Source organism: Methylopila henanensis (assembly GCF_042681025.1).
GTDB lineage: Bacteria > Pseudomonadota > Alphaproteobacteria > Rhizobiales > Methylopilaceae > Methylopila > Methylopila henanensis.
Window position 1 is genome coordinate 1 of sequence record NZ_JBHUER010000014.1, and the last position, 19726, is coordinate 19726.

Below are 19726 nucleotides of genomic sequence, written 5' to 3' on the forward strand. Positions count from 1 at the left end.
CGCCTCGGCGCGCGAGGCGCAGGCGCGTTTCGACATGATCGCGGGCTCGGTCGAGGATCTCGCCACCCGCCACGGCCCGAACGGCGCCGTGACCTTCGCCTCGGCCGCGAGCGAGCGGCTGCTCGGCGCCTCCGCCCGCGACCTGCACGGCTCCGGCCTGTTCGACCGCGTCCACATCGCCGACCGCCCCGCCTTCCTTCAGGCCATCGCCTCGGCCGCCGCCGGCGGGCGCCGCTCCTCGGTCGAGGTCAGGCTGCGCCGGGCGGCGCCGGCCGGCTGCGCGCCGCGTTTCGGCTGGTTCCACATGACCGCGCGCCCCGGCGCCGAGGCGGGCGTCGCGCTTGCCATGTTCCGCGACGTGACCGACGCCCGGGCGCTGGCCGAGCGCGTCGAGCAGGCCGAGCAGGCGGCGGCGCTCGCCACGGCCGAGAAGTCGCGCTTTCTCGCCTCGGTCAGCCACGAGCTCCGCACGCCGCTGACCGCGATCCTCGGTTTCTCCGAAATCCTGTCCGAAAGCCCGGCGCCCGCCGAGGTGGTCGGCCGCCGGTCGGACTATGGCCGGCTCATCCACCAGTCCGCCCAGCACCTGCTGGAGATCGTCGACGGCGTGCTCGACGTGGCGAAGATCGAGACCGGCGCCTTCCCCGTCGCGTCCGAGCCCTGCGCGCTGGCGCCGCTTGTGGCCCGCTGCGTCGGGCTGCTCGCGCTCGACGCGGAGCGGGGCGGCGTCAGGGTGGTCGCGGACGTCGGCGCCGACGTGCCGGAGATCGCGGCCGACCGGCGCGCGCTGACGCAGGTGATCCTCAACCTGCTGTCGAACGCGATCAAGTTCACGCCCTCGGGCGGCGAGGTCTCGGTCTCGCTGCGCGCGCGCGGCGACGCGGCGCTGATCGTGGTGCGCGACACCGGCGTCGGCGTCGCGCCCGAGCATGTCGGCCGGCTCGGCGAAGCGTTCTTCCAGGTTCCGAACGCCGGCGGCGGAAGCCGGCAGGGCTCCGGTCTCGGCCTGTCGATCGCGCGCGGGCTGGTCGACCTGCACGGCGGCCGGATCGGCTTCGAAAGCGTGGTCGGCCGCGGCACGCGCGTGACCGTCAGTCTGCCGCTCGATCCCGCCCGTCCCCTGACGGAAGCCCCCGTGGAGCGGCCCGCTTTCGGCCGCCCCCGCCCGGTGTCCCCGCTCGAGTTGAAGGTGAAGAAAAGTGCCTAAAGCCATGGCCCGCACCTATGACGACGACGCGTCGGCCGCGACCGGGCTGGCGGGCGGCATGTTCGCGGTCGCCCGCCGCCGGCCGGTCGACACGCTCGCGGCCCTCGTCGCCGCGGCCGGCGTAGCCACCATCCTCGTGAACGCGCTGGCGCTGCAGGAGGGCCGCCACCCGGCGGCGCTTCAGCGCGAGGCGCCGGCCCAGCACGGCGCGGCCAGGACGGACGCGGCGCCCGCGCCCCAGCGCAGCGAACTGGTGGCCCAGATCCAGGAGGCGCTGCTCGCCCGCGGCTATTATGACGGCGCCGTCGACGGCGTGTTCGGAGCGAAGACCAGCGCTGCGATCTCGACCTTCGAGCAGGCGTCCGGAACGGCCGTTACCGGCGTCGCGTCCGATCGCGTGCTGGCGGCGCTGCTGGTCGCGCCGGCGAACGCGGCCCGCGTCGCGCCGCTGCCGCCGCGCGCCGAGCCGCCGGCTGCGAGGCCCCAGCCCGCGACCACCGGGTCGATCTCCGCACCCAAGCTCATGGCCGTGCAGCGCGCGCTGGCGCGGCTCGGCTACGGCCCGGTCGCGATCGACGGCAAGATGGGCGCGGCCACGCGCGCCGCCCTGCTGAGCTTCGAGCGCGACCGCAAGCTGCCGCAGACCGGCGAGCCGGGCCCGCAGGTGCTGCGGGAGCTGAAGGCGGTCTCGGGCATGCCGCTGGAATGACCGGCGGAACGCCATGACCGCCCGGCTGACGTCGGAGTTCTGGGTCGCCGCCCATGTCCGGCGCTGCCACCTCGAAGGCGCCTACGCGCTGGTGCGGCGTCGGGGCGCCGCGGAGGCCGGCGCGATCTTCCTGATCGTCGACCGGCTCGACGGCCGCAACGATTTCTATGTCCCGGCCGCGCAGAGCGAGGCCGACGACGCGCGCGCGCGCTCGTTCGAACGCGTGCTGGAAGGCGTCGACGGCCTCACGGTCGAGGAGCGGCTCGCGCGCGAGCTGCGGTTCGATCCCGACGTCTGGATCGTGGCGATCGAGGACCGCGAGGGCCGCGCGTTTCTGGACTGATGTCAGCTGCCTTGGGCATCGACTTTCGCCAAGGCTCTCCAGACGAGCGCCGTCGTCCTCCGGTCAAGCCGGACCATGACGAGGCGAGCGTCAGGGGCCTGAACCGGCCTTCAGCCGCGGCCGCGGTTCGGTTCGCTCGTCCGCGTCGGCGCGCGGCGTACGCGCGCCGCGGACCGGGCCGCGCCCGCCCGTTCCGGCGCGCCTGAGGGATCGAACAGCGGCTCGTGCTTCGCGGTCTGCGACGGGGCCTGAAGGCCGGCGAGGGCGCCCACCAGCTCCAGCGCGACGCCGCGGGGCGTCGTTTCCGCAAGCTCCACCAGATCGAAGAAGCGGTTGACCGACCGGGCGATCTCGGGCTGCGCCAGCAGCAGGGCGCGGGCGATCTGGTCGCGCTCGACGCCGAGCCCGCGCAGCATGAAAACGAAGGCCTCGCCGCTCGGCTCCGCGGCGAGCGTCGCGGCGGCGTTCAGGCTGACGCCGAGCGCGACCGACAGCGCCTCCGCCATCAGCGCGTGGTCGCCGCTCGCGACGGCGGCCTCCACCATGGCGGCGTCGGCCTGGTCGGTCATGCGGCCCGCGCGGGCGGCCCGGCCGGGGCGCGCCGCGATCGCCTCGCGGATCTGGCCGCGCTGCTCGGGACCGGCCGCGAGATAGAGCGGCGACAGCGCCGCCGGGTCGAAATCGGAGCGCCGCAGCATGGCGGCGGCGAGGACGGGGGCCGAGTGCGCGCGACGGACGAGCGTCGCGAGCGTTTGCGGCGTCGGCTGGAGCGCGGGGTTCGCGATCAGCGTCTCGACCACCCGCTCGTCCCGGTGATGGGCGAGGATGCGGGCCATGTCGGCGTCGATGTCGGCGCGCTGCGCCACCGCGCTCGCCTCCACGACGCCGCCGTCCAGGGCGATCGTCAGGAGGTGATGCCGCGAGACCTTGTCGGAGCGCGCGAGGATCGGGCCGGCGACGGACACGTCGTCCTTCAGAAGACGCGCGATCACCGCCTGCGGAGCGTGCGGGTCGCCGGCGAGCTTGCGGGCGACCACGGCCCGGGTCTCGACGCCGACCACGTCCAGAAGCTGCAGCGCCAGCTCCTCGTAGCGGACGAGCTCCTCGGGCGCGTGGTGTGGCTTCTGGATGAACAGGTCGGTCAGCACCCTGAGCAGGATCGGACGGACGTCGACGCCGTCCTGGCGGGACAGGCGCTCGAGAGCTTCGACGGGAAGCAGTTCGTCGGTCATCGAGCCTTGGTCCGGCGCTTCGGGCGCGAGGGGCGGCGTTCCGTCCCGTCGCTTCTGTGAGGGAACGCTAGGCCGCTTATGATTAGCGCTGCGTTAAAGCGCGAACGGAAAGCGCGCGCCAGTGTCCCATAGCGGGATGGTCGTCGGATTCCCGGCAAGTTCGGCGCCGGGGAGGGGTCTCGCCGTGGCGCGGCGGGCACATCGGAGACGCGATCCGGAACTTAACTCCGTTGGTAACCGCTCGTTAACCATCGGGGTCGCCCAATTACCCCTCAGAAGGCCCGCCGGCGGCCGATCCGCCTCGGGTCGAGACGAACCGAACCGATCCCCGCACAGCAGGGAGAGCCTTGATGGGTCTCGTGCTCGCATTCCAGTCGTCGCCCCGGCCTTCCGCCCGGCCCGCGAACCGGAGCCGCGCCGAACGGCGCGGGGCCGACATCCTGTTCTTCACCGGCGTCCGCTACGAGCGCCACGGCGACGCCGGCCGGGCGTCGGCCGCGTCGACCGTGCCGGCGCGGACGGAGCAGCCGACCTCGTGACCGCCCGCGCGTTCCGGGCGTCCGCGCCCGGAGCGCGAGCGGCCGCCCTCGTCGTCTGCCTGTCCGCGGCGCTCGCCGCCTGCGCGCCGCCGCGGGGCGACTTCGGCCGCGCGGAGCCGAGCCTCGTCAACGACCGCTGGTTGCCGCTCGCGGGCCGCAAGGCCGCGCAGGCGCGGGGCGAGCCGGTCTCGTCCTACCGCTACACCGACAACGAGAAAGCCATGCGGGCGCTCGGCTGGGCGGTGGTGATGCCGGCGCATGAGGGCCAGCGGATCGGCGCCGTGCTCGCGGAGCTTCGGCGCACCCGCATCCTGCCGCAGGAGCGCGCGCGCATCGACAAGGCCGACTACGTGCGGGCGCTGCTCCGCGTCGACTACCGGTCGAGCGTGGCCCGCTACGCCCGGCTGCAGGAAGACATCGAAGCGGACACCGCCCGCGTCGAGCCGTTCTTCCAGGCGGCCTCCCGCGTCGCGGAGGACGACCGCGTCCGGCTACGCGCCCTCGCGGCCGTGCCCGAGGTGGAGCCTGACGAGGTCGCGAACGCCGAAGGCCGCGTCGACGAGAACCGGCTGCTGGAGGCCTGGGTCCAGATCGCCTTCGAGGAGCGCGTCGTCGCCTACCGCTACGCGCTCGACCGGCTGGTGCTCGAAACGCCGGACCGGGCCTCCGTGTCCGTTGAGGCCGCGCTCGCGCGGTTGGAGAGCGTGCTGCGCAGCCTGCGCCCGGCCGGGCCGCCCCGTGGCGTGTTCAAGGGCTGACGCGGCGCCCGCAACTCGCGCCGGCGGCGATCGCCGCCAGTCCTGCGCGCGCGCTCGGGGCCGGAGCGAACAGACGCACGAGAACGAACCCGGTTTCCGTCGGCGACGCGATGCGGATGTTCGGCCGCGCCTCGACGGTTTCGTCCGCCTCGGCCTCCTCGGCGGCGGCGTCGTCGAGGACGGTGACCTCGACTGCGCCGTTCGTCGCCGCGCGGTCGCTTAGGGCGTAGAACGGCTGGCCGCCGCGGTTGTGGAACACGACGGCGCCGTAGGACGACGGCAGGTTCGCGCGCACGGTCACGGGTCCCTGCGAAAGATCGTAGCGGCACGCGGCCGTGACGAAGGCGGGATCGCGGAACGGCAGCCGGTCCGCCGCGTCGCCGTCGTCCTGCAGCACCACGAACCGCCCGTCCGCTTTGAGCGAGGCCAGCCGGTCATAGGCGCCGTTCGGCGCGAGCTGCGGCACGCGAAGGAGCGAGGCGACGTGGATCAGTCCGGCGAGCGCCAGTCCGATCGCGACGGCGTAGAGCAGCCGGATCATCGGCACCCCCCGCGGATGATGGCGAGCAGGGCCGTCGGCGCCGCGCGGGCGAGAGGCGTCCCGAGCGCGGTGTCGTAGAGCGACAGCCGGAGCGTGAAGGGGCCTTCGCCGCCGAGCGGCAGCCAGTCGCCCGGACGGGCGTCGCGCGCGAGCTCGATCACGATCGGCCGGCCCGCCATGCGGACGGTTTCGGCGCTCGAAGTCGCAAAGCGGCCGAGCGGGTTCGCGAGCCGGCCGCCGGTCGGCGTGAAGGCCGCAAGCGTCCAGAGCCGGGCGGCCGGCAGGTCGCCTTCGAGCCGGTAGTCGCAGGCCGCGTCGAGCGGCCGGCCGGCGTCGTCGGTCGTGGCGTCAAAGCTCAGACCGTCGCCATAGGCCAGCGGAGCCTCGCCGCTGCGCGCGATCCGCGCCCGAAGATAGGGATCCGCGCCGAGCCCGCCGACGTCCGGCGCGGCGCGCCATGGGCCGATCGCGAGCGCGCCGAACGGCGGCGACGCCTGCGTCAGCGACCACCATGTCGCGCCAAGGCCGAGACCGGCCGCGATCGTGAACGCCAACAGTACCTGGAGGATCAGCCGCATGGCAGCCGTTCAGCGCGCTGCGGGCGAGGGGGCCGCCGCGAAGGTCGAGTCATGGTCGGCCGAGGCGCGCCCGGCGCCGGCCTGCCGGGCCGCCGTCACGTCGGACAGGATCGCGTTCAGCACCCGCGTCGAGCGTTCCGAAAGGTTGCGGGTGAAAGTCGCCGGCGCTTCCTGCGCGGCGGGCGCGGTGGAAGCGACCGCCGGCCGCTGTCCCGTCGGCATCGGCACGCCCGGAATGGGGCGCGGGGCGAGGCCCTGATGGGCGAAGGTCATGATGTCGCGCCAGGTCATGGCGGGCAGGGAGCCGCCCGTCATCTCCCGCGTCGTCGTGAAGTCGTCGTTGCCGAACCAGACTCCGCCGACCAGCGACCCGGTGAAGCCGACGAACCAGGCGTCGCGGTAGGACTGCGAGGTGCCGGTCTTGCCGCCGACCTGATAGCCGTCGAGCCGGGCGCGCCCGCCGGTGCCGGCCTCGGTGACGGCGAGCATCATGCGGTTCATGCCCGCCACCACATGGGGGCCGAGCACCTGCTGCGGCTGCGGCGTGTCGCGGTCGTGCCGCCACAGCGTGGCGCCCTTCGAATCCATGACCTCGATCGCGGCGTAGGGCGGCGTACGGCGGCCGCCGTTCGCAAGCGTCCCATAGGCCGAGGTGTGGTCGAGCAGCGTGACCTCCTCGACGCCTAGGGCGAAGGCGCGGCCGACGTCGAGTTTCGAACGGATTCCCATGCGCTTCGCTATCTCGATGACGTTCTTCTGCCCGACGTCGAGCGCAAGGCGCACCGGGATGGTGTTGATCGACTTCGCGAAGGCCGTGATCAGCGGCATGCGGCCGGCGAAGCGGCGGCCGTAGTTGCGCGGGCACCAGTTGCCGATGCAGATCGCGGCGTCGGTGACGACCTTCTCCGGCGTGTACTTCCCCGAGGCGAACGCCGCCGTGTAGACGTAGGTCTTGAACGACGAGCCGGGCTGGCGCAGGGCGTCGACGGCGCGGTTGAACTGGCTGACGCCGTAGTCGCGCCCGCCGACCATCGCCCGCACCGCGCCTTCCGGCTCCATGATCACCGCCGCCGCTTGGTCGACGCGGTACTGGTCGCCGTACTGCCGCAGCATCTGCTCGACTGAGGCCTCGGCGTGGCGCTGCAGCGCCGGATCGAGCGAGGTGCGGACCTGCAGCACGCGCTTGCCGCCGAACGCGCCCTGGCCCGCCAGCGCGCGAACCTCGCCATAGGCCCAGTCGAGGTAGTAGTCGGGGCTCGAAACCACCGCGGTCGGCTTCGGCGTCGCCGGCTGGAACCGCGCCGGCTGCACCTGACCCTCGGTCATGAAGCCCGCGTCGACCAGATTGTCGAGCACGGTCGAGGCGCGCGCGCGCGCCGCCGCGAGGTTGATGTGCGGCGCGTATTTGGTCGGCGCCTTGAACAGGCCCGCGAGCATCGCGCTCTCGGCGAGGGTGACGTCGCGCGCGGATTTGCCGAAGTAGAAATGCGCCGCCGCGTCCACCCCGAAGGCGCCGCCGCCCATATAGGCGCGGTCGAGATAGAGCTTGAGGATCTCGTCCTTGGTGAGGTGGTGCTCGAGCCAGAGCGCGAGGAACGCCTCGTTGATCTTGCGCTCGATGGTCCGCTCGTTCGACAGGAAGATGTTCTTCGCGAGCTGCTGGGTGATCGAGGAGCCGCCCTGCACCACGCCGTTCGCCCGCGCGTTCTGCACGATCGCGCGGGCGGTGCCCGCGACGTCGATGCCGAAGTGCTGATAGAAGCGCCGATCCTCGGTCGCGAGCGCGGCCTTGATCAGATGGTCAGGATAGTCACGCAAGGGAATGCCGTCGTTCTGCATCACTCCGCGCTTGCCGATCTCGACGCCGTGGCGGTCGAGGAACGTCACCGAAAGGTCGGCGCGGTTCAGCCAATCCGGACCGGTCTCGCGGAAGGCCGGCGTCGCCAGCGCCAGCACCAGGGTCGCGCCGGCGGCGCCAAGCGTCAGCCCTTCGCCCAGAACCTCGGCGACGAACCGCCGCCACCCGCGCGCGCGAAAGCCGTCGAAGGCGGCGCAGACGCTGTCCCAGCGCCGCGAGGCCGCCGGCCAGATGCGCCAGAAGGTGTGGTCGAGCCACGAATCGAGCGCGAGCAGCCTGCGCTTCGCGTCGAGCCTGTCCCCGTTTGCGCCCCGGCCGAACACGCGTATCGCCTCACACCCATCGCCGTTCCGCCCCGGAATGGCTTGACCTGTTACGTCCCGGCGCGCAAGAGCCGAGCCTATGACCGCGCCTCTTCGCCCGCGCCCGGCCCCGGACGCCGCCCCATCAGACCCGCCAAAACCCTTCTGGCGGGTGAAGCGGCTTGCGGAGATGACCGCGCCTGAGTGGGAGAGCCTCTGTGACGGCTGCGGACGCTGCTGCCTGCTGAAGCTGCAGGACGAAGACACCGACCGCATCGCCTATGTGGACGTGTCCTGCCGGCTGTTCGACCGGGACACCTGCCGCTGCTCCGATTATCCGCGCCGGGCGGAGAAGGTGCCGGACTGCGTGACGCTGACGCCCGGGATCGTCGAGCAGATCGGCTGGCTGCCTCCAACCTGCGCCTACCGCCTGATCGAGGAGGGCAAGGACCTGCCCTGGTGGCATCCGCTGGTCTCCGGAGATCCCGACACAGTCCACGCCGCCGGCGTCTCCGTGCGCGGCAAGGTGTTCTGCTCCGAAACGGAAATCGCCGAGGACGACCTGCAGGACCGCATGGTGAGCTGGCCCGCCAGATGGCCGCGCGGCGCGAAGGGCAGGCGATAGCGAGAAGCTCCCATCCCGTTCCCGTGGGAGGCGCGCTCTAGCATGACGCGCTTCGTTGGCGTAGCAAGACGCCGTCCGCCACGCGCCACGAGTCCGATGACCGCACACGAGCCCGCCATCACGCCCGATCTCGTCGCAGCCCACGGCCTGAAGCCCGACGAGTACGAGCGCATCCTCGCCCTCATCGGCCGCGAGCCGACCTTCACCGAGCTCGGCATCTTCTCGGCGATGTGGAACGAGCACTGCTCGTACAAGTCCTCCAAGATCTGGCTGAAGACGCTGCCGATCTCCGGCCCGCACGTCATCCAGGGACCCGGCGAGAACGCCGGCGTGGTCGACATCGGCGATGGCGACGCGGTGGTCTTCAAGATGGAGAGCCACAACCACCCCTCCTTCATCGAGCCCTATCAGGGCGCGGCGACGGGCGTCGGCGGCATTCTCCGGGACGTCTTCACCATGGGCGCGCGGCCCGTGGCGGCGCTGAACGCGCTTCGCTTCGGCGCGCCCGAGCATCCGCGCACCCGGCATCTGGTGTCGGGCGTGGTGGCCGGCGTCGGCGGCTACGGCAATTCGTTCGGCGTGCCGACGGTCGGCGGCCTCGTGGGCTTCCACACCCGCTACGACGGCAACATCCTCGTCAACGCCATGGCGGTGGGCCTCGCCAAGGCCGACGCCATCTTCTACGCCAAGGCGACCGGCGTCGGCCTGCCCGTCGTCTATCTCGGCTCCAAGACTGGGCGTGACGGCATCCACGGGGCCACCATGGCCTCGGCCGAGTTCGACGACGCCTCCGAGGAGAAGCGCCCGACCGTGCAGGTCGGCGATCCCTTCGCCGAGAAACTCCTGCTGGAAGCGTGCCTTGAGCTGATGGCCTCAGGCTCGGTGGTCGCGATCCAGGACATGGGCGCCGCGGGCCTCACCTGCTCGGCCGTGGAGATGGGCGCCAAGGGCGACCTCGGCATCCGTCTCGACCTCGAGAACGTGCCCGTGCGCGAAGAGGGCATGACGGCTTACGAGATGATGCTCTCGGAGAGCCAGGAGCGCATGCTCATGGTGCTCCATCCGGAGAAGGAGGACGTGGCCCGCGCGATTTTCGTCAAGTGGGGCCTCGACTTCGCCGTCGTCGGTCACACGACGGATGATCTGCGCTTCAAGGTCTACCTGAACGGCGAGCTCAAGGCCGACCTGCCGATCAAGGAGCTGGGCGACGAGGCGCCGGAATACGACCGGCCCCATGTGGAGACGCCGAAGGCGCCCGTCCTCAGCCCGGCGTCGATCGACGCGCCGGTTCCCGCCGGCGAGGCGCTGCTGGCGCTCATCGGCTCGCCCGAGCTGTCCTCCCGCCGCTGGGTGTGGGAGCAGTACGACCACATCATCCTCGGCGAGACCGTCCAGAAGCCGGGCGGCGACTCCGCCGTGGTGCGCGTCGCGGGCGGCCCCAAGGGCCTCGCCATGACCGCCGACGTGACGCCGCGCTACTGCGAGGCCGACCCGTTCGAGGGCGGCAAGCAGGCGGTGGCGGAGGCATGGCGCAACCTGACAGCGGTGGGCGCCCGCCCGCTCGCCGTCACCGACAACCTGAACTTCGGCAACCCCGAGAAGCCGGAGATCATGGGCCAGCTCGTCGGCTGCATCAAAGGCATCGGGGAGGCCTGCCGGGCGCTCGACTTCCCCGTCGTGTCCGGCAACGTCTCGCTCTACAACGAGACGCAGGGGCGCGCGATCCTGCCGACGCCGACCATCGGCGCCGTGGGCGTGATCGACGACGTGGCGAAGAGCGCGACCATCGCCTTCAAGCGCGAGGGCGAGGCGATCCTCGTGATCGGCGACGCGCAGGGGTGGCTGGGCCGCTCCTGCTGGCTGTGGCTGGTCGTCGGCCGCGAGGAGGGTGCCCCGCCGCCGGTCGATCTTTCGGCCGAACTGCGCAACGGCGACTTCGTCCGCAGCCTGATCCTGAGCGGCGCCGCCACCGCGGTCCACGACGTCTCCGACGGCGGCCTGCTGCTGGCGGTGGCGGAAATGGCGCTTGCCGGCCGGCTCGGAGCGAAGCTCGACGACGTTCCGGACGGGACGCCCGCCCATGGCTGGTGGTTCGGCGAGGACCAGGGCCGTTACGTCGCCACGGTCGAGGAGAGCAAGGCGTCGCTGGTCATCTCCGCCGGCAGCGAGGCCGGCGTCACCGTGACGCGCATCGGCGCGACCGGCGGCGACCGATTGATTCCGGGCCGCGAAGCCCCCATCCTGTTGAACGAACTGCGGGAGACCCACGAGGGCTGGTTCCCGGCCTTCATGGCCGGACCGGCCGTCGAGGCCTGAAGCCCCCCGCGACCTAGCAAGGAGACGACCGACGATGCCGATGGACGCCCGCGAGATCGAGCAGTTGATCCGCGACGCCCTGCCGGACGCGGCGGTGACGATCCGCGACCTCGCCGGCGACGGCGACCATTACGCGGCCGTCGTCGTCTCCGAAGCCTTCCGCGGCAAGAGCCGCGTCCAGCAGCACCAGATCGTGTATCAGGCGCTCAAAGGGCAGATGGGCGGCGCGCTGCACGCTCTCGCGCTGCAGACCAGCGCGCCCGAAGCCTGATGACCGTCATTCGAAAGGCAGACCGCCAATGACCGCCAAGGACCAGATCGCCGAGGCCATCGCCTCCAACGACGTGGTGCTCTTCCTGAAGGGCACGCCGCAGTTCCCGCAGTGCGGGTTCTCCGGCCAGGTCGTGCAGATCCTCGACTATCTCGGCGTGCCCTACGCCGGCGTGAACGTGCTGCAGAGCGACGAGATGCGTCAGGGCATCAAGGAGTTCTCGAACTGGCCGACGATCCCGCAGCTCTACGTCAAGGGCGAGTTCATCGGCGGCTGCGACATCGTCCGCGAGATGTTCCAGGCCGGCGAGCTGCAGAGCCACCTGAAGTCGGCCGGCGTCGCGCTCAAGCAGACCGCGTAAGCGCGTCCGCGCCCGGCGACGCCGCGCCTCGTCTCGTCTCGTCTCGTCCTACCGACATGACGGGGCGCCGGTCTTCGTCGGGCTCGTCCGACCTCCGCCGGGCCTCCCGCGGTTTTGACCTCGGGGCGCCTCGACGTCGCCGTGATCGGCCGGCAGATGTGTGGCGCGACGCCGACGTCGCGTGAGCTTCAAGGCCGTCCATGCCGCTGATCACCCGCCGCGCCCTGCTCGCCTCGGCGGGCGCAGGCTTCCTCGTCTCCGCCAGCGGCGGCGCCTATGCCGGGCTGATCGAGCCGGCGCTGATGCTCGGCGTCACCGAATATGCGTTGACTCCCCCCGGCTGGCCGGCCGACCTGCCTCTGACGATCGCCGTCGTCTCCGACGTGCATGTGTGCGAGCCCTATGTGCCGATGGCGCGGGTCAAGCGCATCGTCGAGACGGTCAACGCGCTGAAGCCCGACCTGATCGTGCATCTCGGCGACCACGAGGCGACGCACCGCTTCGTTTCGGGCCGCGTGCCGCCGCAGGAGTGGGCGGCCGCCTACGCCGACCTCGCCGCGCCGCTCGGCTTCTACACCATCCTCGGCAACCACGATTGGTGGCACAACCACATGAGCATCCGCTCCGCGCTCGACGGCGCGCGTCTGCGGGTGATGGAGAACGACGTCGAGCTGATCGAGCACCGCGGCCGGCGCTTCTGGCTTGCGGGTCTCGGCGACCAGCTCGCGCACTGGCTCGGCCGCGGCGGCTTCCGCGGCGAGGACGATCTGGCCGGCGCGCTCGCCCGGGTGAAGACCGACGATCCCGTCCTGCTGCTGGCCCATGAGCCGGACATCTTCGTGACCGTGCCGGCGCGGGTCTCGCTCACCCTGTGCGGCCACACCCATGGCGGCCAGGTGCACATCCCCGGCCTCGCCAATCCGTTCATCCCGTCCGCCTACCGCGACCGCTTCCGCTACGGCCACATCGTGGAAGAGGGCCGCCACCTCATCGTCTCCGGCGGCATCGGCATGAGCGGCCTGCCCGTGCGCTTCGGCGTGCCGCCCGAGATCCTGTTTGTGAGGCTCGGAAACGAGCCGGGACTGGCGTAAGGCAGGCGGAACGGACGAGGTCGTTTGGCGGCGATCTCTGAGCGGCTATTCTCCAGCGTCGTCATGGCCGCCGCTCCCTGAAGTTGCCGCTGGACCGCGATCTCTGATTAGACGGCCCTGCCGGCTCGATGTCTGCGCCGGACAGTGGTCGTCGCTGGCCCCGTGCTCTGAATCAACGCGCTTGACCGCGATCTCTGATCGGCTAATCTTCAGTCTTCAGAGATCGCGGTCTGGCGGTTAACAAGCGTCAGTACGCACCAGATAAGGGCGACGCTCCGGCGTCGCCTTTTTTTGTTTTCGCCATGCGTGGTCCTGGACTCAGCGCGCCGCTTCCGTGTCGGCGACCGCGTGTGGCTCGACCGCGAAGCGGCTGGAGACCTTCGGCGCCTTGGCGGAGGCGCGCTCGCGGCGGGCGGTGTAGAGACCGCTCGCGGCGATGACGGCGCAGCCGACGATCGTCCAGACGTCGGGAACGCGCGCGAACACGATGTAGCTCATCACGCCCGCGAACAGCAGCTGCACATAGGAAAACGGCGCCAGCGCCGAGGCCGCAGCCTTGCGGAAGGCGAGCACCAGCAGGCCGTGGCCGGCGGTCGACAGCGCGCCCATGGCGACGGCGACCCCCATCTCGTACGCGTTCGGCGCGCGCCAGACGAACGGAACCAGCGCGCTCAGCAACGCGAGCCCGATCACAGCGGAGCAGACGAGCGTGGTCTCCGGCCGCTCGTCGGCCATCTTGCGCGTCACCACGGCGCCCAGCGCCCAGGACAGCGCCCCGCAGGCCGGCAGCAGCGCCGCGAGCGTGAAGCGGGCGTCGAAGGGCTGCACCACAAGCAGCACGCCGACGAAGCCCGCCGCCGCCGCGGCCCAGCGGCTCGGGCCGACGCGTTCGCCAAGCAGCGGGATCGACAGCGCGGTGATGAACACCGGCGACATGAAGTGGATCGCCGTCGCCTGAGCGACGTCGAGGCTCTTGAGCCCGAGAATGAAGAACAGGGCCGAGCCGGCGACGGCGACGGCGCGCAGCGCCTGAAGGCCCGGACGCCTCGGCCGCAACGCCTTGGGGCCGCTGAAGGCGAGCGCGCCGACGACAATGATGGCCGCGAACACGACGTAGCGCATCCACGCGACCTGCACGCCGGGAAGCGTCGCCGCGAGGTGCTTCGCGGTCACGTCGCCGGCCGCGAAGAAGGCGGTCGAGGCCACCACCAGCCCGATCGCCAGCGAGGCGTTGTCGGCGGAGGGAAGCGGAAGCCGGATGCGGGGCGCGGAAACGACGACGGCCTCGGCGGTTTCGGCCGAGGCGAGGGAAGGCGGCGGGCTCATGGAAGACGGCTTGACAGTAGGAGATGCGGACGCGACGGGAGCGCCCACCTTGCCGTGAGTCCTGCGGTCGAAAGATGGCGAAGCGCGACCGCCGCGCGCGGGCCTGATGGGCTGAAAACGCAGAGCGCCCGTTCAGGCTTCCTTCACCCTTTCGTCCCGCGCCGTGGCGGGGGCTGGCCTGGCGACCTCGAGGGCAGGGCGGCTTCTTTCCAGGTCGACGCGCTGAGGCTTCAGCAGCGCCAGCCGGCCGGCTGCGGAGACGAAGCGCTGGACGTAGAAATAGGGCTCGCCCATGACCGGCGACGGCGCGGACACGATGCGCAGCGGGCCGCAGCGTCCAGTCCAGTCCACGTGGCGATGGCCGTGGAGGACGACGATCCGTCCCGCGGCGGGCTTGAGCTGGCGAAGGAACCAGCTGCCGTTGATCAGCGCCGTGCCGATCCGCTCCGACAGCGAGCGGGTCGCGCGCGGATACTCGACGGGGTGGTGGTGCAAGGCCACGAGCCAGCACGTCTCCGGCTGCGCCTTCACGATCGCGGCCAGCCTGCGCTCCTGTTCGGCGGGGATCAGGCCGAGCGCGTTGGTGAAGGAGAAGTGCGTGTCGGCGTTCGAGTTCAGCAGGATGACGCCGAGGCCGCCGGGCGCCTCGGGCGGGAGCGCCATCGGGAAGGCTTCGTCCCACAGCGCGCGGATGGCCGAGACGCGCTTGCCGCGGCCGGTCCGCACGAAGGTCGCCATCGCGCCGGCGTAAGGCGCGAGCCAGGCGGACAGCGTGCCCTTCGGCCGGCCGGACGTGTCGGGCACGAACACCCGCTCGCCCTGCAGGCCGGCGAGGATCGCGAGCGCGCGCAACTGCCTCAGGCGCTTGCCGGGCGAGAACGGCAGGTCGAGCCGCGCCGGGTTCGACCGGTCCACCACGTTGACGTCGTGGTTGCCGGGGAGGAACAGCATCCGGTCCCGGAGCGACGGAGCGATGGCCTCGATCGCGACGAGGAACTCCGCCCATTCGGATGAGCGGCCGGCGTCGGTCATGTCGCCCGAGAACAGCACGAGATCGAGAGGCTCGGCCTCGTGAGCGCGGGCGAGCGCCTCGAGCGTCCGCTCCAGCCGCCCGTTGCCCTGCGGGCCGCTCCGGCCGCTCTCGATGCGGAAGCCGAAGCGCTCGCCGACCGTGTGAAGGTCCGACAGATGCGCGACCCGCCAGACCTTCGCGCCTGGCCCGGGTTCGGGATCATAGCCGCCGAGGCCGGTCGGCTGGCCCATCGCCGCGTCCGCCGCGCCCCAGGCGAGCGAGCCGCAGGCGACATAGGCCCCGAACAGCACCACGCTGTTCGCGAAGGCGGCGCCGAGCAGCGTGAACGGCGCGGCGATGTCGCCCCACGACCCGATCCAGCGCGAATGCGGCCATGCGGCCCAGGCCGCCGCGCCCGAGACGAGCGACATCAGAAGCGCCGCGGCGATCGCCGTCACCTGTCCGACGCGCTGGCCGTCTCGGCGGAAATAGACCGACAGGCGGCGTCCGACGAAATGCCTCATGGCTTCGCGGCACAGCACGAAGCTCGGCTGCACCGCGAGCGCGTTCAGCGACCAGAAGCTGCTCTCCGCGAGACGGAAGGCCGGTCGGCCGCCGAAGGCCGCCAGCGCGAGCAGCCCGGAAAAGGCGAGCATGGGGGCGAGGCCGCTGAACACGTCCACCGCGTTTCGCGAGAAGGTTGAGAGCCAGGCGGTGACGGCGAGCGGCGCGGCTCCGAGCAGCAGGCATGGCAGCACGATCAGAAGCAGCCAGGACAGGATCAGCTTGGGGAGGCTGACCTCCACCAGCACCCAGGCTGCGAGCGAGGCGAGCGACCACAGCTTGGTGCTGGACGCGTCGTCCTCGATGTCGCCGCGTCTCGGATCTATAAGCAGCGCCATGTCCTTGAGCTATCGTCCGGGGACGGACCGGTCCAGCGTCCGCAATCGGGCGCGACGGTTAGGGAAATCCTGCGTTGGCGTTCTTTATACTCACAAAGTTCTGAGCTGCGCCTTGCGGCGCATCCCGTTGTGATGAAATGAATCCCATGTTCAGCGTCGGCCGGCCCTCCGATCCTCCGCGGCGCTCTCACCCTACTGGACTGCAGGACCGATCGGATCCTCACGATCATGTTGGACGAAGCACGCCGGCTCCGAAGCCTCCGCAGCTATGGCATCCTCGGCACCCCGCGCGAATCGGAGTTCGACGAAATCGCAAAACTGCTCGGCGAGCTCTGTGGAGCGACCTACGCTGCAATCAGCTTCTTCGGCAGCGATCGCATATGGGTCAAGGCGATCGTCGGGCTCAGCCTCGAAAGCGTGCCGATCGCAGGCTCGATCTGCCGGCACAGCCTTGCGAGCGGCGAGATGCTCGTCATCGATGATCTGGCCGAGGACGACCGCACCCGGGACTGCGCCTTCGTAAACGAGCCGCCCTATCTTCGCTTCTACGCGAACGCTCTGCTGCGGTCCCCGGACGGGCTCATTCTCGGGCTGCTGTGCGTCGCCAGCAGCGAGCCCCGCCCGGGCGGTCTTACGGGGCGCCAGCGGGCTGCGATGAACGCGCTGGCGCGCCGTGTCGAAGCCTTGCTCTGGCTGCGGCGGGCCATGGCGCGGGAAAAAGGTGACGCTGCGTCCTCCGGGCGGTCGCGCTGCGAGGTGTCTTGAGGCTCTACGCGATTAGCGACCTTCATCTCGGCTCGACGGAAAATCGTGAGACGCTGAGCGCAATCACGCCTCGACCCGACGATTGGCTGGCGATCGCGGGGGACGTCGGCGAGACGGAGGAGCATCTCCGCTTCGCCCTAGACGCGCTCGGCGGAAAGTTCGCCCGGCTGATCTGGACCCCTGGAAATCACGAACTCTGGAGCCTGCCGCCGGGTTCGCCGCGCGGGCGCGCGCGCTACGAGCGCATGGTGGAGCTCTGCCAGGCGCGCGGAGCGCTCACGCCGGAGGACGACTACCCTCTTGCGGCTTTCGGCGGGCGGACGTTCCGGGTCGCGCCGCTGTTCACGCTCTACGACTACAGCTTCCGTCCCGACGACGTGCCGTTCGAGCAGGCGGTGGCGTGGGCGCGCGAAGCGGGGGTCCGTTGCGCGGACGAGATCATGCTTGATCCGGCGCCGCATCCGGACCGCCCGAGCTGGTGCCGTGAGCGGTGCGATCTGGCCGAACGGAGGCTCAGGGCGGCCTGCGCGGACGGGACGCCCACGGTCCTCATCAATCATTGGCCGCTGCTGTCCGAACTCGTGCGCGTGCCGCGGGCGCCGCGGTTCTCGCTGTGGTGCGGCACGCGGCGCACCGCGGACTGGCCGCGGCGTTTCCGGGCTGAAGTCGTGATCTCGGGCCATCTGCACATGCGCGGGACCACGATCGTCGACGGCGTACGCTACGAGGAGGTGTCGCTCGGCTATCCCCAGCAATGGCGGCGACGGATAGCTCCGGACGCGCTCGCCGTGCAGGTGTTGGGCTGATCACGTAAATGCGATCCAACAGGTCAAGCCGATAATTTTACTCTGTTTGCAACTGCGTCATTTTGGAACAGTTCGAATTCCTTACGCAGGATACCGAAGCGGCTTTGCTCAGCTTCTGATCATCTGCCACGTATACCATCACAAATTATTCAGAAGAGCTTGTGCTTTTGGCGATTGTTGGCATTGTAGGCGCCATGCGCTGGAGTTGGGCTGGCGTCTCTGGGTCATCAAAGGTCGGCGCTAATGTCTTTCTACTGGACCGAGTTGAACACGCGTTATCCAGACAGCGCGAAATTATTCTATTCTGCAACCATGGGATGGACGTTTCGCCAAGCTGGCGAAGCGGCGGATTATTGGTTGGTGTTCAAAGACGAGAAAGTCGTGGGAGGCCTCTACCACATGCGCGACGCGGAGTTCGACGGCGTGCCGGAGCACTGGTTTTCCTATGTCGAGGTTGACGACGTCGACGTCGCCTGCGCGACGGCGGTCGCCGCCGGCGGGAGCGTCTTGCGCAAGCCCACCTTCATTCCTCACGTCGGTCGTATCGCGATCCTGAGCGATCCCGCAGGCTCGCCGATCGGATGCATATCTCCGGAACCCTCGGTGGCGGAGATCGCCGCCTGAAGCGGCCGGTCAGCCGCGTCGGACGCGGCGCAGCGTCAGATTGATTCGTCCCGGCGTTCGGAGCAGGGCGGACGTTCCGGGAAGGATGCGGTCGACGCCGTGAAAGGCTAGGCGGCTGTCGCCGATAAGCGCCATCCCATCGCCCGAGGCCAGTCTGAAGGAGCGGGTCGGATCGCCCCGCTTCAGGCCGCCGATGCGGAACACGGCCTCGTCCCCGAGCGACAGCGAAACCACGGGGGCGTCGAGATCCTGCTCGTCGCGATCCTGATGCAGGCCCATGCGCGCGCCGGGCTCATACCAATTCAGCAGGCAGGCGTCCGGAGGGAGCCGGTAGCCCCCGATCTCGTCCCAGGCCGTCAGCAGCCTCTCGGGGATCGGCGGCCATGGACGGCCTGTGACCGGGTGGGTCGCCTGATAACGGTAGCCGTTGCGGTCCGACACCCAGCCGAGCGGGCCGAGATTGCTCATCCGCACCGAGAACGGCTTGCCGGTCCGCGGCATGGTCGGCGTGAACAACGGAGCCTCCGCGAGAGCCGCGCGGAGCGTCGCCAGCAGGGCGGACTGTTCCTCGGGGGAGAGGTGGCCGGGAGCAAATTTCATGTGAGGTTGAGGCGCGCCGGATTGATCCGTAGAATTACCTAGAGGGATCAACGTGGGAGGAAACGCGTTTGACCACGTCCGGGGAGACGAAAGCAGGTTGGGGCGCGCTCGCCAAGGGCGCTATCGGCGCCGCGGCCCTCGCGGTCGCCGGATTCGTCGGGACCGTGTTCACCAACGTGCTGAGCGCGCCGAAGGACACGGTGGCTTACGATCTCGTTCAGTCGATCACCGGTCTCCTCAAGAGCGGAGAGGCGCCGCCGCCAACGCCTGCGACGCCGGAACGCGTGGAGTCCGCTTCATCCGACCGCGCCGCGGCTCCACCGCCGGTGGAGCGGAAGGCCGAGGTCGCGTCGCCTGCGGCAAAGGTCGGTCTGCCGTCCGCCGCAGACGTCGCGCCGCCGCATAAGCCGGCGCTCCCGCCTTCGACGTCCGTTTCGGCCGGGCCTCGCCCGTCGATCGGTGACGCGCCCGCCGGCTCCATGCTGGACCGCGCGCGTCAGTTGAACGCCGACATCGAGAAGACTCGCGTCAAGACCGCCGCGCTCGCGGACGGGCGGGTGATGACGCTCGCCGACAGCTCCGAGACGCCGATCTGCGGCAAGACGTGGCGGGTGGCGGTGACGTCGGTCGCGGCTGGTCGCGGCGAGGTCGCCCTGCGCGGCGGCGGCGAGGCCGCGCCTGTCACGCTTTCCGTGGGCGCGCCGCGGGAAGTCGCCGCCGATTGCCGGGTCGAGCTTCTGCTCGCTTACGAGGACCTGACGACCCGCCGCGCGCAGCTTCGGGAAACGCGCACGCGCTGAGCCGCGGCAAGGCTTCGGCGGCGCGATTTACCCGATCGCATGGACCGTGCCCGCCCTGGCACGCCCGTGTCCCGGCGCACGAGAGCTTCCCGCCACCTCACGCCAGCGTCATCTCGCGACTTGCGGCCCTGAAATCGCCTCCTTATATCCCCGCCGACCC

General features: G+C 70.7%; 21 protein-coding genes. 14 read left to right on the plus strand and 7 right to left on the minus strand.

The window, feature by feature from the left end; all coding sequences use genetic code 11:
• From ACFSCV_RS18670 to ACFSCV_RS18680, 3 genes are all read left to right on the plus strand, one after another.
• The coding region (locus tag ACFSCV_RS18670) for a PAS domain-containing sensor histidine kinase (RefSeq protein WP_378801087.1) at nucleotides 1-1207 on the plus strand (1207 nt) is incomplete at its 5' end.
• Entirely contained in the window at nucleotides 1200-1916 is a 717-nt protein-coding gene (locus tag ACFSCV_RS18675) for a peptidoglycan-binding domain-containing protein (protein ID WP_378801088.1), read from the plus strand. The genes ACFSCV_RS18670 and ACFSCV_RS18675, both read left to right, overlap by 8 nt.
• A gap of 13 nt (nucleotides 1917-1929) precedes the next feature.
• Entirely contained in the window at nucleotides 1930-2259 is a 330-nt protein-coding gene (locus ACFSCV_RS18680; RefSeq protein ID WP_378801089.1) for a DUF1491 family protein, read from the plus strand.
• A 110-nt stretch (nucleotides 2260-2369) separates the two neighbouring features.
• Here the strand turns inward: ACFSCV_RS18680 and ACFSCV_RS18685 are convergent, their stop codons facing one another.
• Nucleotides 2370-3491 carry a DUF2336 domain-containing protein gene (locus ACFSCV_RS18685; RefSeq protein ID WP_378801090.1) on the minus strand — a complete coding sequence of 374 codons (1122 nt, stop codon included), beginning with the start codon at nucleotides 3489-3491 and terminating at the stop codon, nucleotides 2370-2372.
• A gap of 350 nt (nucleotides 3492-3841) precedes the next feature.
• On the opposite strand from ACFSCV_RS18685, the gene ACFSCV_RS18690 reads away from it, so the two are divergent.
• On the plus strand, nucleotides 3842-4030 hold the full coding sequence (locus ACFSCV_RS18690; protein ID WP_378801091.1) for a hypothetical protein: 189 nt from the start codon (nucleotides 3842-3844) through the stop codon (nucleotides 4028-4030).
• A complete protein-coding gene (locus ACFSCV_RS18695; protein ID WP_378801092.1) occupies nucleotides 4027-4788 on the plus strand; it encodes a hypothetical protein in 762 nt (253 codons plus the stop codon). The genes ACFSCV_RS18690 and ACFSCV_RS18695 overlap by 4 nt, the downstream gene beginning before the upstream one ends.
• Here ACFSCV_RS18695 and ACFSCV_RS18700 read toward each other — a convergent pair.
• The 3 genes from ACFSCV_RS18700 to ACFSCV_RS18710 are packed head-to-tail and all read right to left on the minus strand — an operon-like array spanning nucleotide 4778 to nucleotide 8088.
• Nucleotides 4778-5329 carry a DUF1254 domain-containing protein gene (locus tag ACFSCV_RS18700; protein WP_378801093.1) on the minus strand — a complete coding sequence of 184 codons (552 nt, stop codon included), beginning with the start codon at nucleotides 5327-5329 and terminating at the stop codon, nucleotides 4778-4780. The genes ACFSCV_RS18695 and ACFSCV_RS18700 overlap by 11 nt on opposite strands.
• Entirely contained in the window at nucleotides 5326-5907 is a 582-nt protein-coding gene (locus ACFSCV_RS18705) for a DUF1214 domain-containing protein (protein ID WP_378801094.1), read from the minus strand. The genes ACFSCV_RS18700 and ACFSCV_RS18705 overlap by 4 nt, the downstream gene beginning before the upstream one ends.
• Nucleotides 5908-5916: 9 nt before the next feature.
• Nucleotides 5917-8088, minus strand: a complete 2172-nt coding sequence (locus ACFSCV_RS18710) for a transglycosylase domain-containing protein (RefSeq protein WP_378801095.1) — start codon at nucleotides 8086-8088, stop codon at nucleotides 5917-5919.
• Nucleotides 8089-8167: 79 nt separating this feature from the next.
• Here ACFSCV_RS18710 and ACFSCV_RS18715 point away from each other — a divergent pair, with 79 nt between their 5' ends.
• The 5 genes from ACFSCV_RS18715 (at nucleotide 8168) to ACFSCV_RS18735 (ending at nucleotide 12731) form a co-directional block, all read left to right on the plus strand.
• Nucleotides 8168-8692: a YcgN family cysteine cluster protein gene (locus ACFSCV_RS18715; RefSeq protein ID WP_378801096.1), complete on the plus strand. Its 525-nt coding sequence runs from the start codon at nucleotides 8168-8170 to the stop codon at nucleotides 8690-8692.
• A gap of 96 nt (nucleotides 8693-8788) precedes the next feature.
• A complete protein-coding gene (gene purL / locus ACFSCV_RS18720) occupies nucleotides 8789-11008 on the plus strand; it encodes a phosphoribosylformylglycinamidine synthase subunit PurL (RefSeq protein ID WP_378801097.1) in 2220 nt (739 codons plus the stop codon).
• 34 nt (nucleotides 11009-11042) lie between these two features.
• A complete protein-coding gene (locus ACFSCV_RS18725; RefSeq protein ID WP_378801098.1) occupies nucleotides 11043-11279 on the plus strand; it encodes a BolA family protein in 237 nt (78 codons plus the stop codon).
• Between the two features lie 28 nt (nucleotides 11280-11307).
• Nucleotides 11308-11640, plus strand: a complete 333-nt coding sequence (gene grxD, locus ACFSCV_RS18730) for a Grx4 family monothiol glutaredoxin (RefSeq protein ID WP_378801099.1) — start codon at nucleotides 11308-11310, stop codon at nucleotides 11638-11640.
• A 200-nt stretch (nucleotides 11641-11840) separates the two neighbouring features.
• Complete coding sequence (locus ACFSCV_RS18735; protein WP_378801100.1) at nucleotides 11841-12731, plus strand: metallophosphoesterase; 891 nt, start codon at nucleotides 11841-11843, stop codon at nucleotides 12729-12731.
• Nucleotides 12732-13049: 318 nt separating this feature from the next.
• Here ACFSCV_RS18735 and ACFSCV_RS18740 read toward each other — a convergent pair whose 3' ends face one another.
• Entirely contained in the window at nucleotides 13050-14057 is a 1008-nt protein-coding gene (locus ACFSCV_RS18740) for a DMT family transporter (protein WP_378801101.1), read from the minus strand.
• Nucleotides 14058-14189: 132 nt separating this feature from the next.
• Entirely contained in the window at nucleotides 14190-15971 is a 1782-nt protein-coding gene (locus ACFSCV_RS18745) for a metallophosphoesterase family protein (protein WP_378801102.1), read from the minus strand.
• A gap of 228 nt (nucleotides 15972-16199) precedes the next feature.
• Here ACFSCV_RS18745 and ACFSCV_RS18750 point away from each other — a divergent pair, with 228 nt between their 5' ends.
• The 3 genes from ACFSCV_RS18750 to ACFSCV_RS18760 all read left to right on the plus strand — a co-directional run bounded on the left by ACFSCV_RS18750 (nucleotide 16200) and on the right by ACFSCV_RS18760 (nucleotide 18166).
• Nucleotides 16200-16736, plus strand: a complete 537-nt coding sequence (locus tag ACFSCV_RS18750; protein WP_378801103.1) for a GAF domain-containing protein — start codon at nucleotides 16200-16202, stop codon at nucleotides 16734-16736.
• Nucleotides 16733-17542 (plus strand): metallophosphoesterase family protein, encoded by an 810-nt coding sequence (locus ACFSCV_RS18755; protein WP_378801104.1) that lies wholly within the window; start codon nucleotides 16733-16735, stop codon nucleotides 17540-17542. Before ACFSCV_RS18750 ends, ACFSCV_RS18755 begins: the two co-directional genes overlap by 4 nt.
• Before the next feature lie 243 nt (nucleotides 17543-17785).
• The gene (locus tag ACFSCV_RS18760; RefSeq protein WP_378801105.1) at nucleotides 17786-18166 is read left to right on the plus strand and encodes a VOC family protein; all 381 of its coding nucleotides are present in this window, start codon (nucleotides 17786-17788) and stop codon (nucleotides 18164-18166) included.
• A gap of 9 nt (nucleotides 18167-18175) precedes the next feature.
• Here ACFSCV_RS18760 and ACFSCV_RS18765 read toward each other — a convergent pair whose 3' ends face one another.
• Nucleotides 18176-18766, minus strand: a complete 591-nt coding sequence (locus ACFSCV_RS18765; RefSeq protein ID WP_378801106.1) for an alpha-ketoglutarate-dependent dioxygenase AlkB — start codon at nucleotides 18764-18766, stop codon at nucleotides 18176-18178.
• 68 nt (nucleotides 18767-18834) lie between these two features.
• Between ACFSCV_RS18765 and ACFSCV_RS18770 the strand changes: the two genes are divergently transcribed.
• Entirely contained in the window at nucleotides 18835-19566 is a 732-nt protein-coding gene (locus tag ACFSCV_RS18770; protein WP_378801107.1) for a hypothetical protein, read from the plus strand.
• The last annotated feature ends 160 nt before the right edge of the window (nucleotides 19567-19726 follow it).